The sequence below is a fragment of the Paenarthrobacter sp. TA1.8 genome (genome assembly GCF_048595705.1).
Classification (GTDB): Bacteria; Actinomycetota; Actinomycetes; order Actinomycetales; family Micrococcaceae; genus Arthrobacter; species Arthrobacter nitroguajacolicus.
In genome coordinates this window covers 1863943-1885438 of sequence record NZ_CP184287.1, presented here as the reverse complement: position 1 = coordinate 1885438, position 21496 = coordinate 1863943, and the positions used below count along the sequence as shown (strand labels likewise).

Here is a 21496-nt window from a genome sequence, read left to right as displayed (position 1 = left end):
CGCCTCAGTTGCCGTAGAACTCTTTCTCAAAAACGCCCCTGGCACGACGACTAAGCCGCAGGTAGTCCTCTTCGAAGTGCCCCGCGTTCCCGGGTTCATATCCACACCAGCGGGCCACAGCCTCAAGGTCTTTCCTCGATGATGGAAGGAGATCCGAGGCACGTCCGGTGACGATGACGTTTGCGGAGCGGATGCGGCTGGCGAGTCGCCAGGCCTCCCTCAGGAGGGCAGCGTCGTCTTCGGCGATTAATTCCAACTTCTCCGCAGCGGCCAGGGCATCCAGAGTTGACGTGGTCCGCAACTCGGGATGTTCTCCGGCATGCTGCAGTTGAATGAGCTGAACCAACCATTCAACGTCACTCAAGCCGCCCCGGCCAAGCTTGACGTGCCGGGCCGGGTCCGCACCACGAGGCAGGCGCTCCGACTCCACCCGGGCCTTAACACGGCGAATCTCCCGGACATCCTGCTCCGCAAGTTGCTCCGGGTAGCGGATTGGGTCAATGAGACGTACAAAGTCTGCGGCAAGCTCGTCTGAGCCGGCCATCGGGCGGGCTCGCAGAAGCGCCTGCGCCTCCCAAATCAGCGACCATCGTCGGTAGTACTCCGCATACGATTCCAGGGACCGCACCATGGCACCGTTTTTGCCCTCCGGCCGGAGGTCGGCGTCCACCATAAGCACTCGTTCGGCCATGATCGCAGGCTTGAGCGGCTGGGTAAGGAAGCTGGACACCTTGGCGACTATCGCCGTCGCCTGCTCTTGCGCCTCAGCATCGGTGAACCCGGGGCGGGCACGGTGCACGTAGATGACGTCCGCGTCCGAGCCGTAGCCGATCTCGCGACCACCCTGCCGTCCCATTGCCACCACCAGCACATCAGTTTTCAATGGGCCCGCCGAGGCCACCACGGACTCCGCTACGTGCAGCGCCCCGAGAACCGCGGCCCGGTCCGTCTCGGCCAGAGCCAGTCCGACGGCATCCTGGTCCAGCAATCCAGCGCTATCCGCGATCGCGGTGCGCAGGATCTCACGACGCCGGATCAGCCGGATCAGCCTCATGGCACTCTCGGGATCCGCATGACGGGAAAGCTTGGACCGGATTTCCTGCCACTGGGCTTCGAAGGGAACCGGCGCCAGTTCCTTGTCGCTGCCCAACCAGGCAACGGACTCCGGAGACACTTCCAACAAGTCCGAAATCAGCCGCGAATTAGCCAGGACCTGGCAGAGTCGCTCCGCTGCCGCTTGGGAGTCCCGGAGCAGCCCCAAATACCAGTGGGTGGTTCCGAGGGCTTCGCTAACCCTACGGAAGGCCAGCAGTCCGGCGTCGGGATCCACGCCCTCGGCGAGCCACCCCAAGAGGATCGGCAGGAGCTGCCTCTGCAGTGCCGCTCGCCGGCTGACACCCGCGGTGAGCGCTTCGATATGCCGCATGGCGCCTTGGGGATCAAGATAACCAAGTGCGGCGAGGCGACCCTGGGCGGCCTCCGGGCTGAGCTTCGCGTCTTCGCTGCTCAGCTTCGCTGCGGTATTGAGCAAAGGCCGGTAGAAGATCCGTTCGTGCAGCTCACGGACGGATTTCTTGGTCTTTTGCCAGGTGGCCATCAGTTGGTCAGGGTGTGGCCGCTCCAGTGCGAACGGACCGAGGACGGCCTTGGCGAGGAAGCGCTGGGCGTCCTCAGTGACAGGCATAAGGTGGGTCCTACGCAACTGGAAAAGCTGAATTCTGTGTTCCAACAGGCGCAGGTAGCGGTAGGCGTTGTCGAAGGCCGCTGCGTCCGTGCGACCGATATAGCCGCCCGCAGACAATGCCGCAATGGCAGAAGTGGTGTCCCGGCACCTGAGTGACTCGTCAGACTTCCCATGCACCAGTTGCAGCAACTGGACCGTGAATTCAACGTCACGGAGCCCGCCGCGACCCAGTTTGATTTGGCGCTGTTCCTCGGCGGCCGGGATGTAGTCGGTCACCCTGCGGCGCATGGCTTGGACCGACTCCACGAAACCCTCGCGTCCCGCGGATGCCCAGACAAGTGGTTCCACGGCCTTCTCGTAACGCTGGCCCAGTTCCCGGTCGCCGGCAATGGTCCTTGCCTTCAGCAGCGCCTGGAATTCCCAGCTTTCGGCCCACCGGGCGTAGTAGCTCAAATGTGAGGGAAGGGTACGAACCAGGGGTCCGGATTTACCTTCCGGACGGAGATTGGCATCAACTTCCCACAACCCGGGTTCGGGCGCCGAGGAAGAGATCGCCCTGGAAATGCCGGAGGCGAGGGCCGTGCCGATGGTGGAGGCGCGGGCGTCGTCCAACTCCCCTGCTTCGATGACATAGATGACGTCGACATCGGAAATGTAGTTCAACTCCCGGGCGCCACACTTACCCATGCCAATGACGGCAAGCCCAACATCGGAAATTTCCGCAGCGTCGAACTGGGCTGCCGCTTCGGCCCGGGAGACCGCCAGGGCGGCCTCAATGGCAGCACCGGCGAGATCGGCCAGCTCGGCACCGACCGCGGGCATGAAGTCTGTTGGTGATGCCGCGCAGATGTCCTTGATGGCGAGCTCGGTTAAACCTCGGCGGTAGGCGCTCCGCAAGGCCGCGTAGGCCGGCAGTCCGGTGATTCCGGCCACCGGGCGTTGAGCGCCCGGTTCGGCTTTCACGGAGCGAAGCAGCAATGCCCGCAGCTCTTCGTTGGAAGCTTGGACCGGCTCCGGGCTGACCCGGACATTGAAGACATCCAGATGCTCCGGTCGTCGCATGAGAAACTCCCCCAAGGCCTCCGAGGCACCCAGAAGCCGGTACATGGGCTCGCTGGTGTCCGGGTCAGCCGCGGCCAGCTTCTTCAGCCCCGGGTTCTTCTCAATGAGCCGGACCAGCGACTGGAGAGCCGTGTCAGGGCTCGCCGACAAGGACAGCCCGGCGAACAGGGCGTCCTCGTCGATCCCCTCAAGTTCCGGAGCAGCAAGAAACCGTTCGCCCTTTTCGAGGTCACTGAATCCGGCTGAGATGAGCCGACGCGCAAGGCTCATTGGCCCGGCCTAGAGAATGCCGAGATTGCGCTGCAACTCATACGGGGTGACCTGGAGGCGGTAGTCCTGCCACTCTGCACGCTTGTTGCGCAGGAAGTGCTCGAACACCTGCTCCCCCAGGATCTGGGCCACCAGCTCGGATTCCTCCATGGCCCGGATGGCATCGTGGAGGCTTGCCGGCAACGGCGCATGTCCCATTGCCCTGCGCTCCGCAGTGGTCAATGACCACACGTCGTCTTCGGCGGCGGCCGGAAGTTCGTAGCCTTCCTCGATGCCCTTCAAGCCGGCACCGAGCAGCACGGCGTAGGCCAGGTAGGGATTGGTTGCGCTGTCGATGCCGCGGTACTCGATGCGTGCCGACTGGCCCTTACCGGGCTTGTACAGCGGGACCCGCACCAATGCTGAGCGGTTGTTGTGGCCCCAGCTCAAGTAGCTCGGGGCCTCTCCGCCGCCCCAGAGGCGCTTGTAGGAGTTGACAAACTGGTTGGTGACGGCCGTGAACTCAGGAGCGTGCTTGAGGATTCCGGCAATGAACTGCCGCGCCGTCTTGGACAGCTGGAACTCCGCTCCGGCTTCGAAGAACGCGTTGGTGTCGCCTTCGAAAAGCGAGAAGTGGGTATGCATGCCCGAACCGGGGTGGTCCGTGAACGGCTTGGGCATGAACGTGGCGTAGGTGCCCTGCTGGAGGGCGACTTCCTTGATGACCGTGCGGAACGTCATGATGTTATCCGCGGTCTGGAGGGCATCGGCGTAACGGAGGTCAATCTCGTTTTGGCCCGGACCGCCCTCGTGATGGCTGAACTCCACCGAGATACCGACCGATTCGAGCATGGTCACGGCGGTGCGGCGGAAGTCCTGCGCTACTCCGCCCGGTACGTGGTCAAAGTAGCCACCTTCGTCCACAGGAACCGGAGCCCCGTCCGGGCCAAGTTCCTTCGACTTCAACAGGTAGAACTCGATCTCGGGATGGGTGTAGCAGGTGAAGCCCATGTCCGCGGCCTTCGCGAGGGTCCTCTTGAGGACGTTGCGGGGGTCGGCGGCAGACGGTTCACCATCCGGAGTGAGGACGTCACAGAACATGCGGGACGTCTGCTCGGTCTCGCCACGCCACGGCAGGATCTGGAACGTGGAGGGGTCCGGTTGCGCGAGCATGTCCGACTCGAACACACGGGCAAGGCCCTCGATGGCCGAACCGTCAAAGCCAAGGCCCTCTTCAAAGGCGCCCTCAACTTCGGCCGGCGCCAGCGCCACCGATTTCAGGGAACCCACGACGTCGGTGAACCACAAGCGTACGAAGCGCACGTCACGCTCTTCGATCGTCCGCAGAACGAACTCTTGCTGGCGGTCCATAGGGCCTCTTTTCCGATTCAGTGTCCATGCCGCTGGTTTCAATGGATTGAAGCCACGACAGCTCAGCCTTCACTCTACTAAGAGTTCCGTGCTAATGCCGCAGCAGTAGCTGCGTGTAACACAGCGTTTACATAAGGTGACGCCGGGCACACTGGTGGCAGCCGCCGTCGGCACCGCTTAGGCTCTATCCATGGCCCCGAGCAACCTTCCTGAGTCCACCACGCCCGCCGAAGTTCCCGCACCTTACGGCAGCGGCCCCGCACCAGCGGAGCAAGCGCAAGCGACGGCTGGCAGGAAGCCCATCAGCCGGGTCCGCATACACCACCTGCAGCAGGCCAAGGACAACGGCGAGCACTTCGCCATGCTGACGGCATACGAGCAGTACACCGCCGAAATCTTTGACCAGGCGGGAATCGAAGTCCTCCTGGTGGGTGACTCCGCTTCCAACAACGTGTTCGGCAACGAGACGAGCCTCCCTGTCACAGTGGATGAGCTCCTTCCCCTCACACGGGCAGTCAGCAGGGCGGCCAAGCGGGCGCTGATCGTAGCGGACCTGCCTTTCGGGAGCTATGAAGTTTCTCCCGGTCAGGCAGTGGCCACCGGCGTCCGGTTCCTCAAGGAGGGACTGGCGCACGCCGTCAAGATCGAAGGAACGGCATATTACGCGGACACCGTCAAAGCCATGGTCCAGGCAGGCATCCCCGTCATGGCCCACATCGGATTCACCCCGCAAAGCGAACATTCCCTCGGCGGCTACCGCGTGCAAGGCCGGGGAGACGACGCCCAGCGCCTGATCGAGGACGCCGTTGCCCTGCAGGACGCCGGCGCTTTCAGTGTCCTCATGGAGATGGTTCCTGCGGACACCGCAGCCGCCGTCGACGCCGCATTGCGGGTCCCGACCGTCGGTATCGGTGCTGGCAAGAGCACCACGGGGCAGGTCCTTGTGTGGCAGGACATGGCAGGCCTACGTGGCGGCAAGATGGCCAAATTCGTCAAGCAATACGCAGATCTTCGCACCACGCTGAGTGATGCCGCCGCCGCTTACGGGGAGGATGTCCGGTCCGGTCAGTTCCCCGGACCGGAGCACTCCTTCTAAGCAACGTCCCGGCTAATCGTCGTCCTGGGCATCCCAGGCGTCATTGCGTGCTTTGACCTTTTCCAAGGCGTGCTCGGCTTCTTCCCTGGTCTTGTAGGGGCCAATGAGCTGGGTCCAATCGGACAAGGCGTCCTCTTCGATCTCGTGCGTCTTGACGTTGTACCAGTACTCCGTCACGTCTCCTCCTCAGTCTTCGGGCCCTTCGACGCGTAACGTTGGCGGGGTCACAGGAACCCGGCCACACTTTGTTACTTACGTCTCTTGTGTGCCTTATATGATCAATCTATGCCTTCTCTTGCTTCGACTGCACCCATTGGCGCCCTCACCCCGGGAACCATCAGCCCTGAACGACCCGTCCCGGCGTCGATTCCCAGGCCGGAGTATGTCGGCAAGAAGGCACCCGCCAAGTTCACGGGCTCCGAGGTGAAGTCAGCGGAGACCATCGAGAAGATCCGGATTGCCGGAAAGATCGCTGCGCAAGCGATCGTCGAGGTCGGCAGGCATATCCAGCCGGGCGTCACCACCGACCATCTGGACAAGGTGGGGCACGAGTTCCTCCTGGACCACAACGCGTACCCGTCCACCCTCGGCTACCGGGGCTTTCCCAAGTCCCTGTGTTCCTCGCTCAATGAGGTCATTTGCCACGGCATCCCGGACTCAACCGTGGTGCAGGATGGCGACATCCTGAACATTGACATCACTGCCTTCATCAACGGCGTGCATGGGGATACCAACTACACTTTCCTGGTTGGCGACGTGGACGAAGAATCCCGTCTGCTGGTTGAGCGTACGCAGGAGTCGCTCAACCGGGCCATCAAGGCCGTGGCCCCTGGCCGCGAAATCAACGTAATCGGCCGTGCCATCCAGTCCTACGCAAAACGCTTCGGCTATGGCGTAGTTCGGGATTTCACCGGCCACGGCGTGGGCGAGGCCTTTCACACCGGCCTCATCATTCCGCATTACGACGCAGCCCCGGCGTACAACACCGTGATCGAGGCAGGCATGGTCTTCACCATCGAACCCATGCTGACCCTTGGCACCATCGAATGGGATATGTGGGCCGACGACTGGACGGTCGTCACCAAGGACCACAAACGCACGGCCCAATTCGAACACACCCTGCTGGTCACCGAGACCGGCGCGGAAATCCTTACCCTTCCCTGAGCTCTCCGGAAGGTCCACGCAGCCCGGGCGGCTGCGCCATGCCCATCCCCTCCTGCCATGATCGGAAATGCATTGTCCAAGAAGGATGAGAAGACCCACAAGAACGCCCCGTTGATCGGTATCGACATCGGTGGCACCGGCATCAAGGGCGGCATCGTCGACCTGAAGAAGGGCAAGTTGATTGGCGACCGCTTCCGCGTTCCCACTCCGCAGCCCGCCACTCCGGAAGCTGTAGCTGAGGTTGTCGCCCAAATCGTTGAGGAACTCTCCAGCCGTCCCGACGCGCCGGCAGCGGATTCCCCCGTGGGTGTGACATTCCCCGGCATCATCCAGCACGGCGTGGTCAACTCGGCGGCCAACGTGGACAAAACCTGGCTTGGCACCAACATCGACGCCGCCTTCACCAAACGCCTCGGCCGCCCGGTAGAGGTCATCAATGATGCCGACGCCGCCGGCCTCGCCGAAGCCCGTTACGGTGCTGGCGAGGGCGTGGACGGCACCGTCCTGGTGATCACCCTGGGAACCGGCATCGGATCGGCATTCATCTTCAATGGACAGCTGGTCCCCAACGCCGAGCTCGGGCATCTTGAGGTCGACGGGCACGACGCCGAAACCAAAGCCTCCGCGGTGGCTCGCGAACGCGATGGCCTGAGCTGGGACGAGTACGGTGTCCTGCTCAACCGCTACCTCCAGCACGTGGAGTTCCTGTTCTCCCCCGAGCTGTTCATTGTGGGTGGCGGCATTTCCAAACGCTCCGACGAGTACTTCCCGCACCTTGAGCTGCGGACCAAAATCGTCACGGCAAAGTTGAAGAACGACGCCGGCATTGTGGGCGCGGCACTCGAAGTCGCTTTGCACCACAAGCTCGCGAAGTAGCCGCGGCATGACAGAGGCCGAAACAGCCGACCAGCATGATGAACGCGGAGTCGCAATCGTCACCGGCGCCAGTCGGGGGATCGGAGCCGCCGTAGCACTCGCCGCGGCGGCTGCCCGGTATCACGTGGTGGTCAATTACTCCGCAGACGCTGAAGGTGCACGGACCGTGGTCAACGACATCCTGGCCCAAGGCGGCAAGGCGCGCGCCGTGCAGGCGGATGTCAGCCAACCGGCCGACGTCGGACGTCTGTTCGACGAAGCCACCGGTTGGGGTCCTGTGACCGCCGTAATCAACAACGCCGCCATCACGGGAAACCTGATCGGCGCCCTCACGGAAGTACCGGCGGAAACGGTCCAACGGGTTGTTGATGTCAACGTGGCCGGAATGATTTTCATGTGCCAGGAAGCAGTTCGGCGACTTTCGACGGACAACGGCGGCAGCGGCGGCTCCATCATCAACGTCTCCTCCACAGCCACCAAGGCGGGCTCGCCCGGAACCTGGGTCCACTACGCGGCCACCAAGGGGGCAGTGGATGTTTTGACGGTGGGCCTTGCCGCCGAAGTGGCCAAGCAGGGCATCCGTGTCAACGCCGTTGCCCCGGGCAGCACCAATACCGGCCTCCACGCAGCGGCTGGAATGCCGGACCGCGTGGAGCGGCTGAACCCAACCATCCCGATGGGCCGCAGCGCGGAGCCGGAGGAGGTGGCTGCGGCGGTGATGTGGCTGATGTCGGACGAGGCCGGGTACATTACCGGAGCCGTGCTCCCTGTGTCCGGCGGGCGCTGATCCCGGTCAGGATTTTGATGCCGGTGGCGGCTGCGGCTTCCCCTCCGCTGCCGCCACCGGAGCTATAGCTGGCTCTTTTCCGAACCCTTGACTTGCTTGGCGCCTGCCTTGGCCGCTTCTGCCTCATGGCGTAGCAGGGAGATGGCTGATTCGAAGTCCTCCAGGGACTCAAACGCCTGATACACGCTGGCAAAACGAAGGTATGCCACTTCATCAAGCTTCCGGAGCGGGCCCAGAATGGCCAGTCCCACCTCATGGGCATCGATCTCCGCTGCGCCCGAGGAACGAATATTCTCCTCGACTTCCTGGGCGAGCATTGCAAGATCGTCCTCCGTGACCGGACGTCCCTGGCATGCCTTGCGGACTCCACTGATGACCTTGATGCGGCTGAATGGTTCGCCGACGCCGGACCTCTTGATCACGGACAAGCTGGTGGTTTCCACGGTGGTGAAGCGACGTCCGCATTCCGGGCACTGGCGTCGGCGGCGGATGGACGAACCGTCGTCAGCCATTCGGCTGTCGACGACGCGGGAGTCGGGATTCCGGCAGAACGGACAATACACGCTGGGCCTCCCCTGACGGCTCCGGCACGGAATCGCATGCGGCAGGACGCCGGATACGCAAAGGTGCCGGAAGATTCACTTCCGGCACCAGTTTACGGTCCGCCATGCGGTAATGACAAGCGTGTAATTACTACATGTAGTGGTAGTCACCCTTATATGTAGTGGTTGAGGCCCTACGCGAAGCGAATTCGAACAGCATCTCCGTGGCCCGGAAGGTCCTCTGCACCCGACAGGCTCACAATGTGTCCACTGACTTGCTCCAAGGCGGCACGGTCATAGTTGATGACCTGGACCGCGCGGAGGAACGTGGTGACGTTGAGACCGGACGAGAAAGCGGCCGTTCCGCTGGTAGGCAGCACGTGGTTGGAACCTGCGCAGTAGTCCCCCAGGCTGACCGGGCTGAAGTCGCCCACGAAGATCGCTCCCGCGTTACGAATCCGCGCTGCAACCGTGGCCGCGTTGGCCGTCATGATTTCCAGGTGTTCAGCGGCGTATGCGTTGCAGACCGCGATCCCCTGCTCAAGATCATCCACCAGCACCACACCGGACTGTGGTCCGGACAGCGCCTCAAGAACGCGCGCACGGTGCTTTGTTCCAGCGGCCTGCCGCGCCAGTTCAAGCACGACGGCGTCAGCCAGTTCAGCGGAGTCAGTCACCAGGACGGAGGCTGCTTTGGGATCATGCTCCGCCTGGCTTATGAGGTCGGCGGCCACCAACGGGGCCTGCGCGGTGGCGTCGGCAAGGATGGCGATCTCCGTGGTTCCGGCCTCGGAATCGATGCCCACCACACCCTTGACGAGGCGCTTGGCTGTGGCCACAAAAATGTTGCCCGGGCCCGTGACAACGTCAACAGGCTCAATAGACAGTTCATCATCTGTACCAGGGATGCCGTAAGCAAACGAAACAATGGCCTGTGCGCCGCCGATGGCGTACACCTCGTCAATGCCCAGGAGCTTCGCCGCGGCCAGGATGGTGGGGTGCGGGAGGCCGCCAAAGTCTTTCTGCGGCGGGGAGGCAAGCGCAATGGACTCCACGCCGGCGGCAACCGCGGGGACCACGTTCATGATGACTGAAGATGCCAGCGGAGCGAGTCCACCGGGAACGTAGAGCCCAACGCGTCCCACAGGAATCCAGTTTTGGCTGACAACGGCACCGTCGCCAAGTTGTACATCCACATTGGCAGGGCGCTGCTGGTCAGCAAATTGCCTGGCGCGGTTGATGGACTCCTCCAAGGCCGAGCGGACCTTTGGGTCGAGTTCGGTCAGCGCCTGGGTGAGTGCCTCTGCCGGGACTCTGGGGTGTGACTGCTCCACGCCGTCGAATTTCCTGGCCAGTTCGGCCAAGGCGGCAAAGCCGCGGCTACGGACGTCGGAAATGATGTCCAGGACCTTCTGTTCGGCCTCCGCCATCGTCTGATGCTGCGCCCTTGGCACAGCTGCGCGCAGCTCCGCCAAGGAAAGGCGGCGGCCCCGGAAATCGATGCTCCGGAAATTTAGGGCGTCAGTGGAGAGGGCGGAAGTATCCGAGGAAGTGGTCACCCGGCTATTTTACGGGTTTCTTCGACAGAACCCCGAACAGCGCCAGGACAAACGTGATAAAAGCGATGGCAGCAGGCCACAGAACCAGTACAGCGTAGGAGCGCAGCGTGAAGCCAAACCCGGAGCCAAGGGCAGGATCCGGGGCGGGCCCCAGCAACTGGGCGGCAAGCAGCCCAATCAGCCACGCGAAGACCGCACCCAAAGCACCCCCAAGGAGAGCAAAGGCCAAGCGCCGCGCGGCACCATCTCCGTTTAACTTTCCGTCCAGCATCACGCCGGTGAGGCACCCTGCCAGCAGCATCAGGGCTGCGAGGACCAAGTCCCGCGGAAGCCAGGAATCAGGGTTGGCCGCATTCGCCAGATCCGGATTACCCGAGACCAGGTTCAGTCCACCCGGAGCAAGAAGCCACCAGATGAATCCGGCAACCACACCCAAAGCCGCCGGAAGGACCAACCACAGGACGTCCTTCGAGCGCCGGGGTTTGGAGGCAGAGATCTGTTCCGCGACGGCAGGGACGTGCACGGTGGAATCGGTCATGCACCTCACATTAACAAAGGTTCACGCCGACCCGACAAAATGTGGGGCTCGCAGTCCCGGAGGAATACCCTGAAGAAGAAGACATGCAAGGCCCCAATTCAGGAGAAAACCGACGTGCCCAGCGAACCATCCGGCTTCGAGGAGACTTTCAGGGAGATGTTCCGTCGGCATGCCGCTGGAGTAGCCATCATCACGGCGAACCTCAACGGAAGCCCCTTCGGCTTCACCGCCACGTCTGTGGCCTCGCTATCCGCCGAGCCGCCCCGCTTCACCTTCAACATGGCCAGGAGTTCCAGTTCCTGGCCTGCCGTGGCCAACGCGGAGTACATCGGAGTCCACATGCTGGGGCTGGAAAACCAAGCCCTCGCCAATCGTTTCGCACGGACACGCGACCGGTTCGACGGCGACCATTGGGAGCCGGGCCCCCATGACGTGCCTATTCTCAAGGATGTCAGCGGTTGGCTCGTGGGCAGAATCCAGATGCGCCTGTCTTTCGAGAACAACGCTGTGGTGGTAGTCGAGGTCATAGACGGCCAGGTGGGCGAGGACGGCACTCCCCTGCTGTACCACAGCGGCGGTTACAGCAAGCCCGCGCCGCTCGACTACGAAATCTGACCGAGCGGCCGCGAGCCTGCTAGTTATCCAGGCAGGCAGGACCCAGCAGGACCTTCAAGTCACCAAAAAGCGAAGGACTGGGGTTGACCCGCATATGGACGGGCAAGCCCATGACCTCCACCTTCGTGTCTCCCATCAGCTTGAGCCGGACTTCCGAATTTCCGCGGTGGGTTCGCAGCACGTCACGCAGGTCAGTCACTACTGCCTCGGTGGCCTTGAACGTTGGAATGGTGATCACCACGGGACCGTTCACGCTTTCACTGAGGTCCGGGACGGATAGCTCCATGCAGTTCAAAGTGACCGCTCCGTCATCGCGGCGCTGCAGACGGCCCTTGACCACAACGATCAAGTCCTCAGCCAGGACCGAGGCGATGGGACCGTAAACCTGGCCGAAGAACATGACCTCCATGGAAGCGCCCAGGTCTTCGATTTCTGCTCGGGCATAGGCGTTTCCGCTGGCCTTGGCAATCCTGCGGCTCAGCGAGGTGATCATGCCCGCAATGGTGACTATCGCGCCGTCGTGCGGTCCGTCCTCGGCGATGATCGACGTAATGGACTGTTCAGCGTGCTGGCTGAGGACGCCCTCCAGCCCCTGCAAGGGATGGTCTGAAACGTAAAGGCCCAACATGTCCCGTTCGAAGGACAGCTTGTCCTTCTTCTCCCACTCGGGCAGATCCGGGATTTCGGTGGTCAGCGACGCCTCGGGCTCCTGGTCTTCAAAGCCCGCGAAGAGATCGAACTGGCCAATTGCCTCGTTGCGCTTGAGCGTGATCACAGAGTCGATGGCTTCTTCGTGGATCATCGCCAAAGCACGCCGATGGTGACCGAGTGAATCGAACGCTCCGGCTTTGATCAGCGATTCGATGGTGCGCTTGTTGCACACTACGGCGGGCACCTTGAGGAGGAAATCCTTGAAGGACGTGTACTTGCCCTCGGAAGTGCGCGCAGCCACCATTGCATCCACCACATTGACGCCGACATTGCGGATGGCGCCCATGCCGAAGCGGATGTCCGTTCCCACCGGGGTGAAGTTCAGCGAGGATTCGTTGACGTCCGGCGGGAGGACAGTAATGCCCATTCGACGGCACTCGTTGAGGTAGATGGCGGATTTGTCCTTGTCATCACCCACGGACGTCAGCAAGGCAGCCATGTACTCCGGCGCATAGTGCGCCTTCAAGTAGGCCGTCCAGTACGAGATAACGCCATATGCTGCCGAGTGGGCCTTGTTGAAGGCGTAGTCGGAGAACGGGAGCAGAATGTCCCACAGCGTCTTGACGGCGGCCATGGAGTAGCCGTTGTCCTGCATGCCTTGGGAGAAGCCGGCGAACTGCTTGTCCAGCTCGGACTTCTTCTTCTTACCCATGGCGCGGCGAAGGATGTCGGCCTGTCCAAGCGAGTAGCCGGCCAGCTTCTGGGCCACGGCCATGACCTGCTCCTGATACACGATCAGGCCAAAGGTGCCGCCCAGGATTTCCTTCAGCGGTTCTTCCAGCTCCGGGTGGATGGGAATGACTTCCTGGATCCCGTTTTTGCGCAGGGCGTAGTCGGTGTGGGCGTTGGCGCCCATGGGTCCAGGCCGGTACAGGGCAAGAACAGCGGAGATGTCTTCGAAGTTGTCAGGCTTCATGAGCTTGAGCAGGGACCGCATGGGACCGCCGTCGAGCTGGAACACACCCAAGGTGTCACCGCGCGCCAAAAGCTCGTAGGACGCGGCGTCGTCGAGTTCCAGGTTCTCCAGATCCAGGTCGACGCCGCGGTTCATCTTGATGTTTTCCAGGGCATCCGAAATGATCGTCAGGTTTCGGAGACCCAGGAAGTCCATCTTGATCAGGCCGAGGCCTTCGGACGTCGGGTAATCGAACTGGGTGATGACCTGGCCGTCCTGGAAACGGCGCATGATGGGAATGACATCGATGATGGGGTCCGAGGACATGATGACGCCGGCCGCGTGAACACCCCACTGGCGTTTCAGTCCCTCGATGCCCAGGGCAGTCTCGAAGACCTTGGCGGCCTCCGGATCCGTGGCGATCAGCTGGCGGAAATCCCCGGCTTCGCTGTAACGCTTGGATTCCGGGTTCTGAATGTCCGCCAAGGGAATGTCCTTGGCCATAACGGCAGGAGGAAGTGCCTTGGTCAGCGTCTCACCCATGCTGAACGGGTAGCCCAGCACGCGCGAGGAGTCCTTGAGCGCCTGCTTGGTCTTGATGGTGCCGTACGTGACGATCATGGCCACACGCTCGTCGCCGTACTTCTTGGTGACGTAGTCAATCACCTCGGAGCGGCGGCGATCATCGAAATCGACGTCGAAGTCGGGCATGGAAACGCGGTCCGGGTTAAGGAAGCGTTCAAAGATCAGGCCGTGCTGCAGGGGGTCGAGGTCGGTGATGCGCATGGCGTACGCCACCATGGAGCCTGCACCGGATCCGCGGCCGGGACCTACACGGATGCCGTTGTTCTTGGCCCAGTTGATGAAGTCGGCAACCACCAGGAAGTACCCCGGGAATCCCATGGACGTGATGACGCCCAGCTCGTAGTCCGCCTGCTTCCGGACCTTGTCAGGAATGCCTTGGGGGTAGCGGTACTTCAGGCCGGTATCCACTTCCTTGACCAGCCAGGAGGTCTCGTCTTCCCCGGGAGGGCAAGGGAAGCGCGGCATGTAGTTGGCGCCGGTGTTGAAAGAAACTTCGCAGCGCTCGGCGATGAGCAGCGTGTTGTCGCAAGCTTCAGGGTGATCCCGGAACAGCTCCCGCATCTCCTGCGGCGACTTCAGGTAGTAGCCGCTGCCGGAGAACGCGAAGCGCGAACCGCCGTTGTCATACGTCGGCTCCAGGAGCGTGGAACCGGATTGGATGGCCAACAAGGCCTCGTGGGCCTTGGCATCATGTTCATGCGTGTAATGGAGGTCATTGGTGGCCACCAGCGGGAGGTTGAGCTCCTTGGCAAGGCGCAGGAGATCGCCCGTGACGCGCCGTTCAATGTCCAGCCCGTGATCCATCAGTTCGCAGAAGTAGTTCTCCGCGCCAAAAATATCGCGGAATTCAGCTGCGGCTTCCACAGCCTCACGGTAAAGACCGAGCCGCAACTTGGTCTGGACTTCCCCGGAAGGGCAACCTGTGGTGGCGATCAAGCCTTCGGAGTAGGTGTTGAGTAGTTCCCGGTCCAACCGCGGCCATTTACCAAAGACGGAGTCCAAGGAGGCGATGGATGAAGCCCTGAACAGGTTCCTCATGCCCACGTTGTTGTAACTCAGGAGGGTCATATGGGTATACGAGCCACCACCCGAGACGTCGTCCTTGCGCTGGCTTTCATCGCCCCAGCGCACGCGCTCCTTGTCCCCGCGGGCGGTACCAGGGGTTACGTAGGCTTCGACACCGATGATCGGTTTGATGCCCTTGTCCGTGGCCTTGCGCCAAAAGTCGAAAGCTCCGAACAAATATCCATGGTCCGTGGTGGCTAGGGCGGGCATCCCCAGGCGTTCGGTTTCATCGAACAACTCACCGAGCCGGGCAGCTCCATCCAGCATGGAGTATTCGGTGTGGGTGTGCAGATGGACGAACGAATCATTGCTGGAAGTCACCACGACAGTCTACCGTCCCGGGTCCGACAGAAGTCGGACCCGGGACGGTGAATTCTGTCTATGCGGAGCCTGTCGCGAGCAAATCCAGGGCGTACTGAAGGTCCGCCGGGTAGTCGCTGCTGACTTCAACCCAATCGCCTGTGCGGGGGTGGGTGAAGCCCAGCTGGCGGGCGTGCAACCATTGCCGGGTGAGGCCGAGGTTCGCAGCGAGACGAGGGTCTGCCCCATAGGTGAGATCTCCGGCACACGGATGCCGAAGCGCCGAGAAGTGGACTCGGATCTGATGCGTCCGGCCGGTCTCCAAATGGACTTCCACCAAGGTCGCTTTGCCAAAAGCTTCCAGGACCTCGTAATGGGTCACTGACGGCCGGCCGTCCTCAATGACGGCGAACCGCCAGTCATGGCCGGGGTGACGACCGATCGGCGCGTCAATAGTGCCCTCCAGCGGATCAGGCAGTCCCTGAACGACTGCGTGATAAACCTTCTCCACGGTACGTTCCTTGAACGCCCGCTTCAGGACCGTGTAGGCGTGCTCGGTCTTGGCCACGACCATCACGCCGGACGTACCGACGTCGAGCCTGTGAACGATTCCCGCCCGCTCAGGCGCCCCTGAGGTTGAAATCCGGTATCCGGCACCGGCGAGACCCCCCACTACAGTAGGGCCCACCCAGCCGGGCGAGGGATGGGCAGCAACCCCCACAGGCTTGTCGATGACAACGAATTCCTCGTCGTCCAGCAGGATCTTCAGGCCTTCCACAACTTCCTCCACGACTTCCAAGGGATCCGGACGCTCGGGAACCGTGACATCAATCAACGCGCCGGCAACGAGCTTTGCCGACTTACCCATTGCCACTCCGCCGCTTGTGACGTTTCCCTCGGAAATCAGCAGCGCAGCCGCGGAGCGCGAAATGTCCAGAAGCTGCGCCAGGCCTGCGTCAACGCGAACGCCGGCCAGCTCTTCGGGGACCACCACAGATTCACTCACCAGCAGGCTCCCCGGTAGTGCCGCCCGCAGGCTTCGCATCTTTGGCGGGCTTGGGTACTGCTACATGCCGCGTTCCATCCATGCCGACGCCCCGCAGCGTCAGGAGGCAAATAATAACGACGCCCGACACCACCGCCGAGTCGGCGATGTTGAAGATGGCGAAGTTCGGCAATTGGATAAAGTCCACCACATGCCCCATGGCGAAGGATGGCTCACGGAACAAACGGTCGGTTAAGTTGCCGAGAGCCCCTCCCAGCAACAGCCCCAAGGAAAGCGCCCACCAAGCAGAACCCAACTTTCGCAATTGGAAGAGGATCGCCACGGAAACAGCTGCCATGACGATCGTGAAGATCCATGTCACGTTCTCGCCGATGGAAAACGCCGCCCCGGAATTACGGATGTAGTACCAGTGCAGCAACGGAGGCAGCACAGGAATGCGCTCACCCTCTGTCATGGTGCTGGTCACCCAGAGCTTGGTGAGCTGATCAAAAACGTAGGCGAACACGGCGAAGCCGGCAAAGAGCCAGAGCATGGCAGGACGCCACTTACGGCGCTCAGCAGGCGCCGGTTGTGCGGCGTCAGCGGTGAAGTCGTCTGTCATAGTGCTTTCATTCGGGAAGCGTGGCGGGCTGCTGTCAGCTTTTGGCCGCTGTCAGTCTTTAACAGCGAAAGCCGGCGGCCGAGGAGTCCTCAGCCACCGGCTTTCAGAATACTTGCTAAACGTCTGCGGTTGCTTCGCCAACCTCAGGGGCAGCAACGGAACCACGGGCGTCGAGGTCGCGGAGCTGACCCTCGATGTAAGCCTTCAGGCGTGAACGGTAGTCGCGCTCGAAGCCGCGGAGCTGCTCAACCTTGCGCTCAAGAACGGAGCGCTGCTGCTCGAGGGCACCAAGGATCTTGCGGGACTTCTCCTGGGCGTCGTTGACGAGGCTGGAAGCCTCGATCTGAGCCTCGGCAATGATCTTTTCCTTCTGCTGCGCACCGTCTGAAACGTGCTTGTCGTGCATCTGCTGTGCCATGGCAAGCAGGCCTGCAGCAGACTCAGCGGAAGAGGTGACGCCGTTGCCGGCAGCGGGTGCCTTCGGAGCTGCGGCAACGGCTGCAGCTTGCTCGGCTTCCTTCTTCTTGGCAGCTTCGGCAGCCTTGGCTTCGGCTTCCGCCTTCGCCTCGGCTTCCTTGTCGACCTTGACCGGGGCCGGAACCTTCTCGACGACCGGGGCTGCAGCAGTTGCAGCGGGAACAGCCGATCCGGCCTCGCCGAGCTTCTTGCGAAGTTCGTCGTTCTCCTGGTTCAAGCGGCGAAGTTCCACCACGATCTCGTCGAGGAAGTCATCGACCTCATCCTGGTCGTAGCCTTCGCGGAACTTGGTCGGCTGAAAGCGCTTGTTGACAACGTCTTCTGGCGTCAAAGCCATCTGGTCACCTCGTTGGTCTAGTTAGTCAGTAGGCCTTCCGGCCGTTCAAAACTACGGTACCTAAATATCATCTTGTTCCTCTAATTCAACACCATCGTGTTGATTTGGAGAATTTGCGGCCTATGGACCATCGGTGGCCCGGGTTCCGCGAAGCAGCTACGCCAGGCTGCTGGTCACTGCCATGGCAATGCTGACGGCAATAATCAGGATCAGGAAGCCCAAATCCAGCGATATTCCGCCCAGTTGAAGGGGTGGTATGAGTTTTCGGAGCCTGCCAAGCGGAGGATCCGTTACGGAGTACACCACATGGGCTGTAACCAACGCCACACCCCTTGGCCGCCACTGGCGGGCGAACATCTGGACCCATTCGAAGATGAGTCGGATGATCAGGGCAATGAAGAACAGCAACAACACAATATAGATAAGGCCGAAAACAATGCCCACGAGTTAGCTCAGATCTCCCACTTGTTCCGGAATGCGGATCGGTCCCTACTATTGCAACACAGATGCCAGGCGGGGTGACCCGCCTGGCATCTGCAAAAAACTGTTGTCAGCTCTGGTTGAAGAAACTGGCCTGCGTTTCGCTGGCCTTCTTGTCATCTCCGATGACCTCAACGTACGACGGCGACAACAGGAAGACTTTGTTGGTCACCCTCTCGATGCTGCCGTGCAGGCCAAAAACAAGGCCGGCAGAGAAGTCCACGAGTCGCTTGGCGTCGGCTTCGCCCATGTCAGTGACATTCATGATCACAGGAATGCCATCCCTGAAACTCTCACCGATGACCTTGGCATCGTTGTATGAACGCGGGTGAACGGTGGTGATCTGCCTCAGGCCCGAGGCATCTTCGCGGCTGGACGCCGCACGCTTGATGGGTGTCACGGGTGCGCGGTATTCCTCTTCGGCATCAACAGTGGGCATTTCACGGACAACTTCCCGGACGGGAGCAGGCGCACGGCGCTCTTCCCGTTCCTGTGCCTGGGGGCGTTCTTCATCGTGGTGCGTGGCGACGGACTGCTCAGATTCGTAGTGTTCATCGCCGTCGGCGAGCCCAAGATAGATCATTGTCTTGCGCAGAGCGCCAGCCATGGTGCACTCCTATCATTTCTGCAGTAGGCGGGCCGCCATGACTTGACATATTGGAACCCCGGCCCGTCATTCCAATACTTTGACGCTACCCCACGGCCGGACGGGAACCGAGAATATCGGAGCCAATTCTCAGGTGTGTCGCCCCGAACTTCACCGCTGCTTCCAGGTCCTGGCTCATCCCCGCAGAAATACCTGTTGCGGCGGGATGAACGGCGCAGAGCGCCTGGGAAATCCCGGCGAGCTTCTCAAACGCGGCGTTCGGATCAGCCCCCAGCGGCGCCACTGCCATCAGCCCGGCCAGCCGCAGCCCTTCAGCTGATTCTATTTTTCCTGCGAGGACCTCGACGTCGGAAGGGTTGGCACCGCCGCGGTGAGCGCCGGCATCGTCGTCCAAGCTGACCTGGATGAAGCAATCGAGGTCGCTCCGCCCCGTGGCATCCTTTTCACGGGCGATGGCCTTGGCCAAAGCGTCAACAACCGCCACGCGGTCGATGGACTGGACCGACGAGGCATACTTGGCCACGGACTTCGCCTTATTGCTCTGAAGCTGGCCAATGAAGTGCCACTTGACGTCAACATGTGTGAGCTCAGCACTCTTGGCGGCAGCTTCTTGGTCGCGGTTTTCGCCGACGTCCGTAACGCCGAGGGCGACCAAGCGACGGACGTCGGCCGCGGGATGGAACTTGGTGACCACAATCAGCCGCGGTGAATCAGTCCGCCCGGCAACGTGGACGGCAGATTCCATTCGTTGGCGGACGAGGCCGAGCCGATGAGCAAGCTCAGCGGTCCGGGCGTCGCCGCCCGAATCCTGCCCTTGTTCATTGTCATATCCAACGCTAGTCATGAGTCCACACCAAACCTGCGAATCGACCGGTTCGGGAGTCCCGCCGGTAGGAAAATAGGGAGTCGTTTTCGAGGGTGCATCCTCCGGAATACTCCACGGTGATGTGGAGTGCAGTCAACTGGGCCCGGACACCCGCCGGCAGGTCCAAGGCCGGCGTTCCCCACGAGGTGGAAGACCATGTTTCGGGAACTTTTGCTGCGACGTCGGCCCGCAGCTGTTCCGGGACCTCATAACAGGATCCGCAGATGGACGGACCGAGCCATGCGCTGATGCTGGCGGCTCCCCGGAGGCGCATTTCTTCGACGGTGGCAGGTACAACGGCAGAAGCGACACCGGGACGCCCGGCGTGGGCAGCAGCTATGACGGGGTTGTCGTCGGCATCACTCCCAACGAGCACGACCGGGACGCAATCAGCCACCATGACAGCCAGAGGCTGTGGTGGACGCGGGAATGTTGTGGGCGCTTGCGAGCTGGACGATCCCCCGGCGGCGGAGACCATAGCGTCAGCAGTGGGTCCCGGACCGTGTGCTGCAATGAACTCAACGTGGTTGCCGTGGACCTGATCCATATATTGGAACTGCCCTGCAACCGGACCATTGGCGCTCAGGCCAGTAGCCTGTTCCAACCGGACACGACGGGCCATCACGTCCGAGGGATCGTCCCCCACATGGAGAGCCAGGTTCCCGGCGCCTGCATCCGTGAAGGCTACAGAAACGCCGGGCCGTACTTCATTTCGCCACCAAAACACCTGGTACTGACTCTCCGAACGTGGCTTACTTCAGGAAGTCGGGAACGTCGAGGTCGTCGGAGCGGCTGCCCGAAAGATCGGGTTCAACCACTGCCGGAAGGTCGACGTCGAAGCCGGAGTCCGCGGGCAGGGCGGAGGGACGCTGCTGGCCCCAGTTGCTCAACCCTGCTGCGCCGATGCCAGCCGTAGCGTGCTGCGGTGCGGCAGCGCTGGAAGGCGCGCTGCTCGGAGCAGCCGGGCGGTCCGAGGGCACAGGGTTCTGGGCCGGACGTGACTGGTCCATGGACGGCGAAGTTGCCTTGACGTCGTCGAAGCCTGCAGCAATGACAGTCACGCGTGCTTCGTCACCCAGGGCGTCGTCAATGACGGCACCGAAGATGATGTTTGCCTCGGGGTGGGCCACTTCCTGCACAAGGCGGGCAGCCTCGTTGATCTCGAACAGCCCAAGATCGGAGCCGCCCTGGATGGAAAGAAGGACACCGTGGGCACCGTCGATGGATGCTTCCAGGAGCGGGGAGGCGATGGCCAGCTCGGCAGCCTTGACAGCGCGGTCTTCGCCACGGGCGGAACCGATGCCCATGAGGGCCGATCCTGCGCCCTGCATGACGGATTTGACGTCAGCGAAGTCAAGGTTGATCAAGCCCGGGGTGGTAATGAGGTCCGTGATGCCCTGGACACCGGAAAGGAGCACCTGGTCCGCGGAGCGGAAGGCGTCCAGGACGGAGACGTTGCGATCACTGATGGACAGGAGGCGATCGTTGGGGATGACGATCAGGGTGTCGACTTCGTCGCGGAGGGCGTCAATGCCGGCCTCGGCAGAGCCTGCGCGGCGTCGGCCTTCGAAGGTGAACGGACGGGTTACGACGCCAATGGTCAGCGCACCGAGGGAGCGGGCGATGCGCGCGACCACGGGTGCGCCACCGGTTCCGGTGCCACCACCCTCGCCTGCAGTAACGAAGACCATGTCAGCACCACGGAGAACTTCTTCGATCTCGTCGGCGTGGTCTTCTGCTGCCTGCTTGCCGACCTCCGGGTTTGCCCCGGCACCGAGGCCGCGGGTGAGTTCACGTCCGACGTCGAGCTTGACGTCGGCGTCGCTCATGAGCAGCGCCTGCGCGTCGGTGTTGATGGCGATGAACTCCACGCCCCGAAGGCCGACCTCGATCATGCGGTTGACTGCGTTCACGCCACCGCCGCCGATGCCGACGACCTTGATGACGGCCAAGTAATTCTGCGGTGCTGCCACGTTTCGTGCCCCTTGCTTGTGTCCTATAGCGAAACTGATCGAGTCCAACTT

General features: G+C 62.0%; 20 protein-coding genes. 5 read left to right on the top strand and 15 right to left on the bottom strand.

All coding sequences use genetic code 11. The features are described from left to right. Positions 1-4 precede the first annotated feature (4 nt). Complete coding sequence (locus ACNAOT_RS08805) at positions 5-3016, bottom strand: bifunctional [glutamine synthetase] adenylyltransferase/[glutamine synthetase]-adenylyl-L-tyrosine phosphorylase (protein ID WP_420180761.1); 3012 nt, start codon at positions 3014-3016, stop codon at positions 5-7. 9 nt (positions 3017-3025) lie between these two features. Next, positions 3026-4366, bottom strand: a complete 1341-nt coding sequence (glnA, locus tag ACNAOT_RS08800; RefSeq protein WP_011774437.1) for a type I glutamate--ammonia ligase — start codon at positions 4364-4366, stop codon at positions 3026-3028. A gap of 190 nt (positions 4367-4556) precedes the next feature. Between glnA and panB the strand changes: the two genes are divergently transcribed. Beyond that, positions 4557-5462 (top strand): 3-methyl-2-oxobutanoate hydroxymethyltransferase, encoded by a 906-nt coding sequence (gene panB, locus ACNAOT_RS08795; RefSeq protein ID WP_420180760.1) that lies wholly within the window; start codon positions 4557-4559, stop codon positions 5460-5462. Positions 5463-5474: 12 nt separating this feature from the next. Here panB and ACNAOT_RS08790 read toward each other — a convergent pair whose 3' ends face one another. Beyond that, the gene (locus ACNAOT_RS08790; protein WP_017200863.1) at positions 5475-5639 is read right to left on the bottom strand and encodes an SPOR domain-containing protein; all 165 of its coding nucleotides are present in this window, start codon (positions 5637-5639) and stop codon (positions 5475-5477) included. A gap of 108 nt (positions 5640-5747) precedes the next feature. On the opposite strand from ACNAOT_RS08790, the gene map reads away from it, so the two are divergent. From map to ACNAOT_RS08775, 3 genes are all read left to right on the top strand, one after another. After that, a complete protein-coding gene (gene map, locus ACNAOT_RS08785) occupies positions 5748-6626 on the top strand; it encodes a type I methionyl aminopeptidase (RefSeq protein WP_420180759.1) in 879 nt (292 codons plus the stop codon). 72 nt (positions 6627-6698) lie between these two features. Then, complete coding sequence (ppgK, locus tag ACNAOT_RS08780) at positions 6699-7502, top strand: polyphosphate--glucose phosphotransferase (RefSeq protein WP_420181144.1); 804 nt, start codon at positions 6699-6701, stop codon at positions 7500-7502. A 7-nt stretch (positions 7503-7509) separates the two neighbouring features. Then, positions 7510-8289 (top strand): SDR family oxidoreductase, encoded by a 780-nt coding sequence (locus ACNAOT_RS08775; protein WP_420180758.1) that lies wholly within the window; start codon positions 7510-7512, stop codon positions 8287-8289. A gap of 62 nt (positions 8290-8351) precedes the next feature. On the opposite strand, the gene nrdR is transcribed toward ACNAOT_RS08775, so the two are convergent. The 3 genes from nrdR to ACNAOT_RS08760 all read right to left on the bottom strand — a co-directional run bounded on the left by nrdR (position 8352) and on the right by ACNAOT_RS08760 (position 10928). Further along, positions 8352-8852 carry a transcriptional regulator NrdR gene (gene nrdR, locus ACNAOT_RS08770; RefSeq protein ID WP_091466668.1) on the bottom strand — a complete coding sequence of 167 codons (501 nt, stop codon included), beginning with the start codon at positions 8850-8852 and terminating at the stop codon, positions 8352-8354. 173 nt (positions 8853-9025) lie between these two features. Beyond that, complete coding sequence (gene hisD, locus ACNAOT_RS08765) at positions 9026-10390, bottom strand: histidinol dehydrogenase (protein WP_420180757.1); 1365 nt, start codon at positions 10388-10390, stop codon at positions 9026-9028. Between the two features lie 4 nt (positions 10391-10394). Further along, complete coding sequence (locus ACNAOT_RS08760) at positions 10395-10928, bottom strand: hypothetical protein (protein WP_420180756.1); 534 nt, start codon at positions 10926-10928, stop codon at positions 10395-10397. A gap of 114 nt (positions 10929-11042) precedes the next feature. On the opposite strand from ACNAOT_RS08760, the gene ACNAOT_RS08755 reads away from it, so the two are divergent. Continuing rightward, positions 11043-11543 carry a flavin reductase family protein gene (locus ACNAOT_RS08755; protein WP_420180755.1) on the top strand — a complete coding sequence of 167 codons (501 nt, stop codon included), beginning with the start codon at positions 11043-11045 and terminating at the stop codon, positions 11541-11543. 19 nt (positions 11544-11562) lie between these two features. On the opposite strand, the gene dnaE is transcribed toward ACNAOT_RS08755, so the two are convergent. From dnaE to ftsZ, 9 genes are all read right to left on the bottom strand, one after another. After that, positions 11563-15120: a DNA polymerase III subunit alpha gene (dnaE, locus tag ACNAOT_RS08750; RefSeq protein ID WP_420180754.1), complete on the bottom strand. Its 3558-nt coding sequence runs from the start codon at positions 15118-15120 to the stop codon at positions 11563-11565. Positions 15121-15178: 58 nt separating this feature from the next. Then, positions 15179-16105, bottom strand: coding sequence for an RluA family pseudouridine synthase (locus ACNAOT_RS08745; RefSeq protein ID WP_091466661.1), 927 nt, complete (start codon positions 16103-16105; stop codon positions 15179-15181). Further along, positions 16098-16706 (bottom strand): signal peptidase II, encoded by a 609-nt coding sequence (gene lspA / locus ACNAOT_RS08740; RefSeq protein WP_420180752.1) that lies wholly within the window; start codon positions 16704-16706, stop codon positions 16098-16100. The genes ACNAOT_RS08745 and lspA overlap by 8 nt, the downstream gene beginning before the upstream one ends. A gap of 115 nt (positions 16707-16821) precedes the next feature. After that, a complete protein-coding gene (locus ACNAOT_RS08735) occupies positions 16822-17520 on the bottom strand; it encodes a DivIVA domain-containing protein (protein WP_420180751.1) in 699 nt (232 codons plus the stop codon). A gap of 156 nt (positions 17521-17676) precedes the next feature. After that, complete coding sequence (locus ACNAOT_RS08730; RefSeq protein ID WP_091466654.1) at positions 17677-17964, bottom strand: YggT family protein; 288 nt, start codon at positions 17962-17964, stop codon at positions 17677-17679. A gap of 106 nt (positions 17965-18070) precedes the next feature. After that, the gene (locus ACNAOT_RS08725; protein WP_011774422.1) at positions 18071-18607 is read right to left on the bottom strand and encodes a cell division protein SepF; all 537 of its coding nucleotides are present in this window, start codon (positions 18605-18607) and stop codon (positions 18071-18073) included. 85 nt (positions 18608-18692) lie between these two features. Continuing rightward, the gene (locus ACNAOT_RS08720; RefSeq protein ID WP_364309389.1) at positions 18693-19451 is read right to left on the bottom strand and encodes a YggS family pyridoxal phosphate-dependent enzyme; all 759 of its coding nucleotides are present in this window, start codon (positions 19449-19451) and stop codon (positions 18693-18695) included. Continuing rightward, positions 19444-20199, bottom strand: coding sequence for a polyphenol oxidase family protein (locus tag ACNAOT_RS08715; protein ID WP_420180750.1), 756 nt, complete (start codon positions 20197-20199; stop codon positions 19444-19446). Before ACNAOT_RS08715 ends, ACNAOT_RS08720 begins: the two co-directional genes overlap by 8 nt. A 25-nt stretch (positions 20200-20224) precedes the next feature. Then, positions 20225-21445, bottom strand: coding sequence for a cell division protein FtsZ (gene ftsZ / locus ACNAOT_RS08710; RefSeq protein ID WP_011774419.1), 1221 nt, complete (start codon positions 21443-21445; stop codon positions 20225-20227). Between the last annotated feature and the right edge of the window lie 51 nt (positions 21446-21496).

Excerpts from the sequence above, each read along its gene's own strand:
- lspA (WP_420180752.1), bottom strand. The coding sequence starts at position 16,706 with ATGACAGACGACTTCACCGCTGACGCCGCACAACCGGCGCCTGCTGAG.
- ACNAOT_RS08725 (WP_011774422.1), bottom strand. The coding sequence starts at position 18,607 with ATGGCTGGCGCTCTGCGCAAGACAATGATCTATCTTGGGCTCGCCGAC.
- glnA (WP_011774437.1), bottom strand. The coding sequence starts at position 4,366 with ATGGACCGCCAGCAAGAGTTCGTTCTGCGGACGATCGAAGAGCGTGAC.
- panB (WP_420180760.1), top strand. The coding sequence starts at position 4,557 with ATGGCCCCGAGCAACCTTCCTGAGTCCACCACGCCCGCCGAAGTTCCC.
- ACNAOT_RS08805 (WP_420180761.1), bottom strand. The coding sequence starts at position 3,016 with ATGAGCCTTGCGCGTCGGCTCATCTCAGCCGGATTCAGTGACCTCGAA.
- ACNAOT_RS08775 (WP_420180758.1), top strand. The coding sequence starts at position 7,510 with ATGACAGAGGCCGAAACAGCCGACCAGCATGATGAACGCGGAGTCGCA.
- map (WP_420180759.1), top strand. The coding sequence starts at position 5,748 with ATGCCTTCTCTTGCTTCGACTGCACCCATTGGCGCCCTCACCCCGGGA.
- ACNAOT_RS08720 (WP_364309389.1), bottom strand. The coding sequence starts at position 19,451 with ATGACTAGCGTTGGATATGACAATGAACAAGGGCAGGATTCGGGCGGC.
- ACNAOT_RS08735 (WP_420180751.1), bottom strand. The coding sequence starts at position 17,520 with ATGGCTTTGACGCCAGAAGACGTTGTCAACAAGCGCTTTCAGCCGACC.
- ACNAOT_RS08760 (WP_420180756.1), bottom strand. The coding sequence starts at position 10,928 with ATGACCGATTCCACCGTGCACGTCCCTGCCGTCGCGGAACAGATCTCT.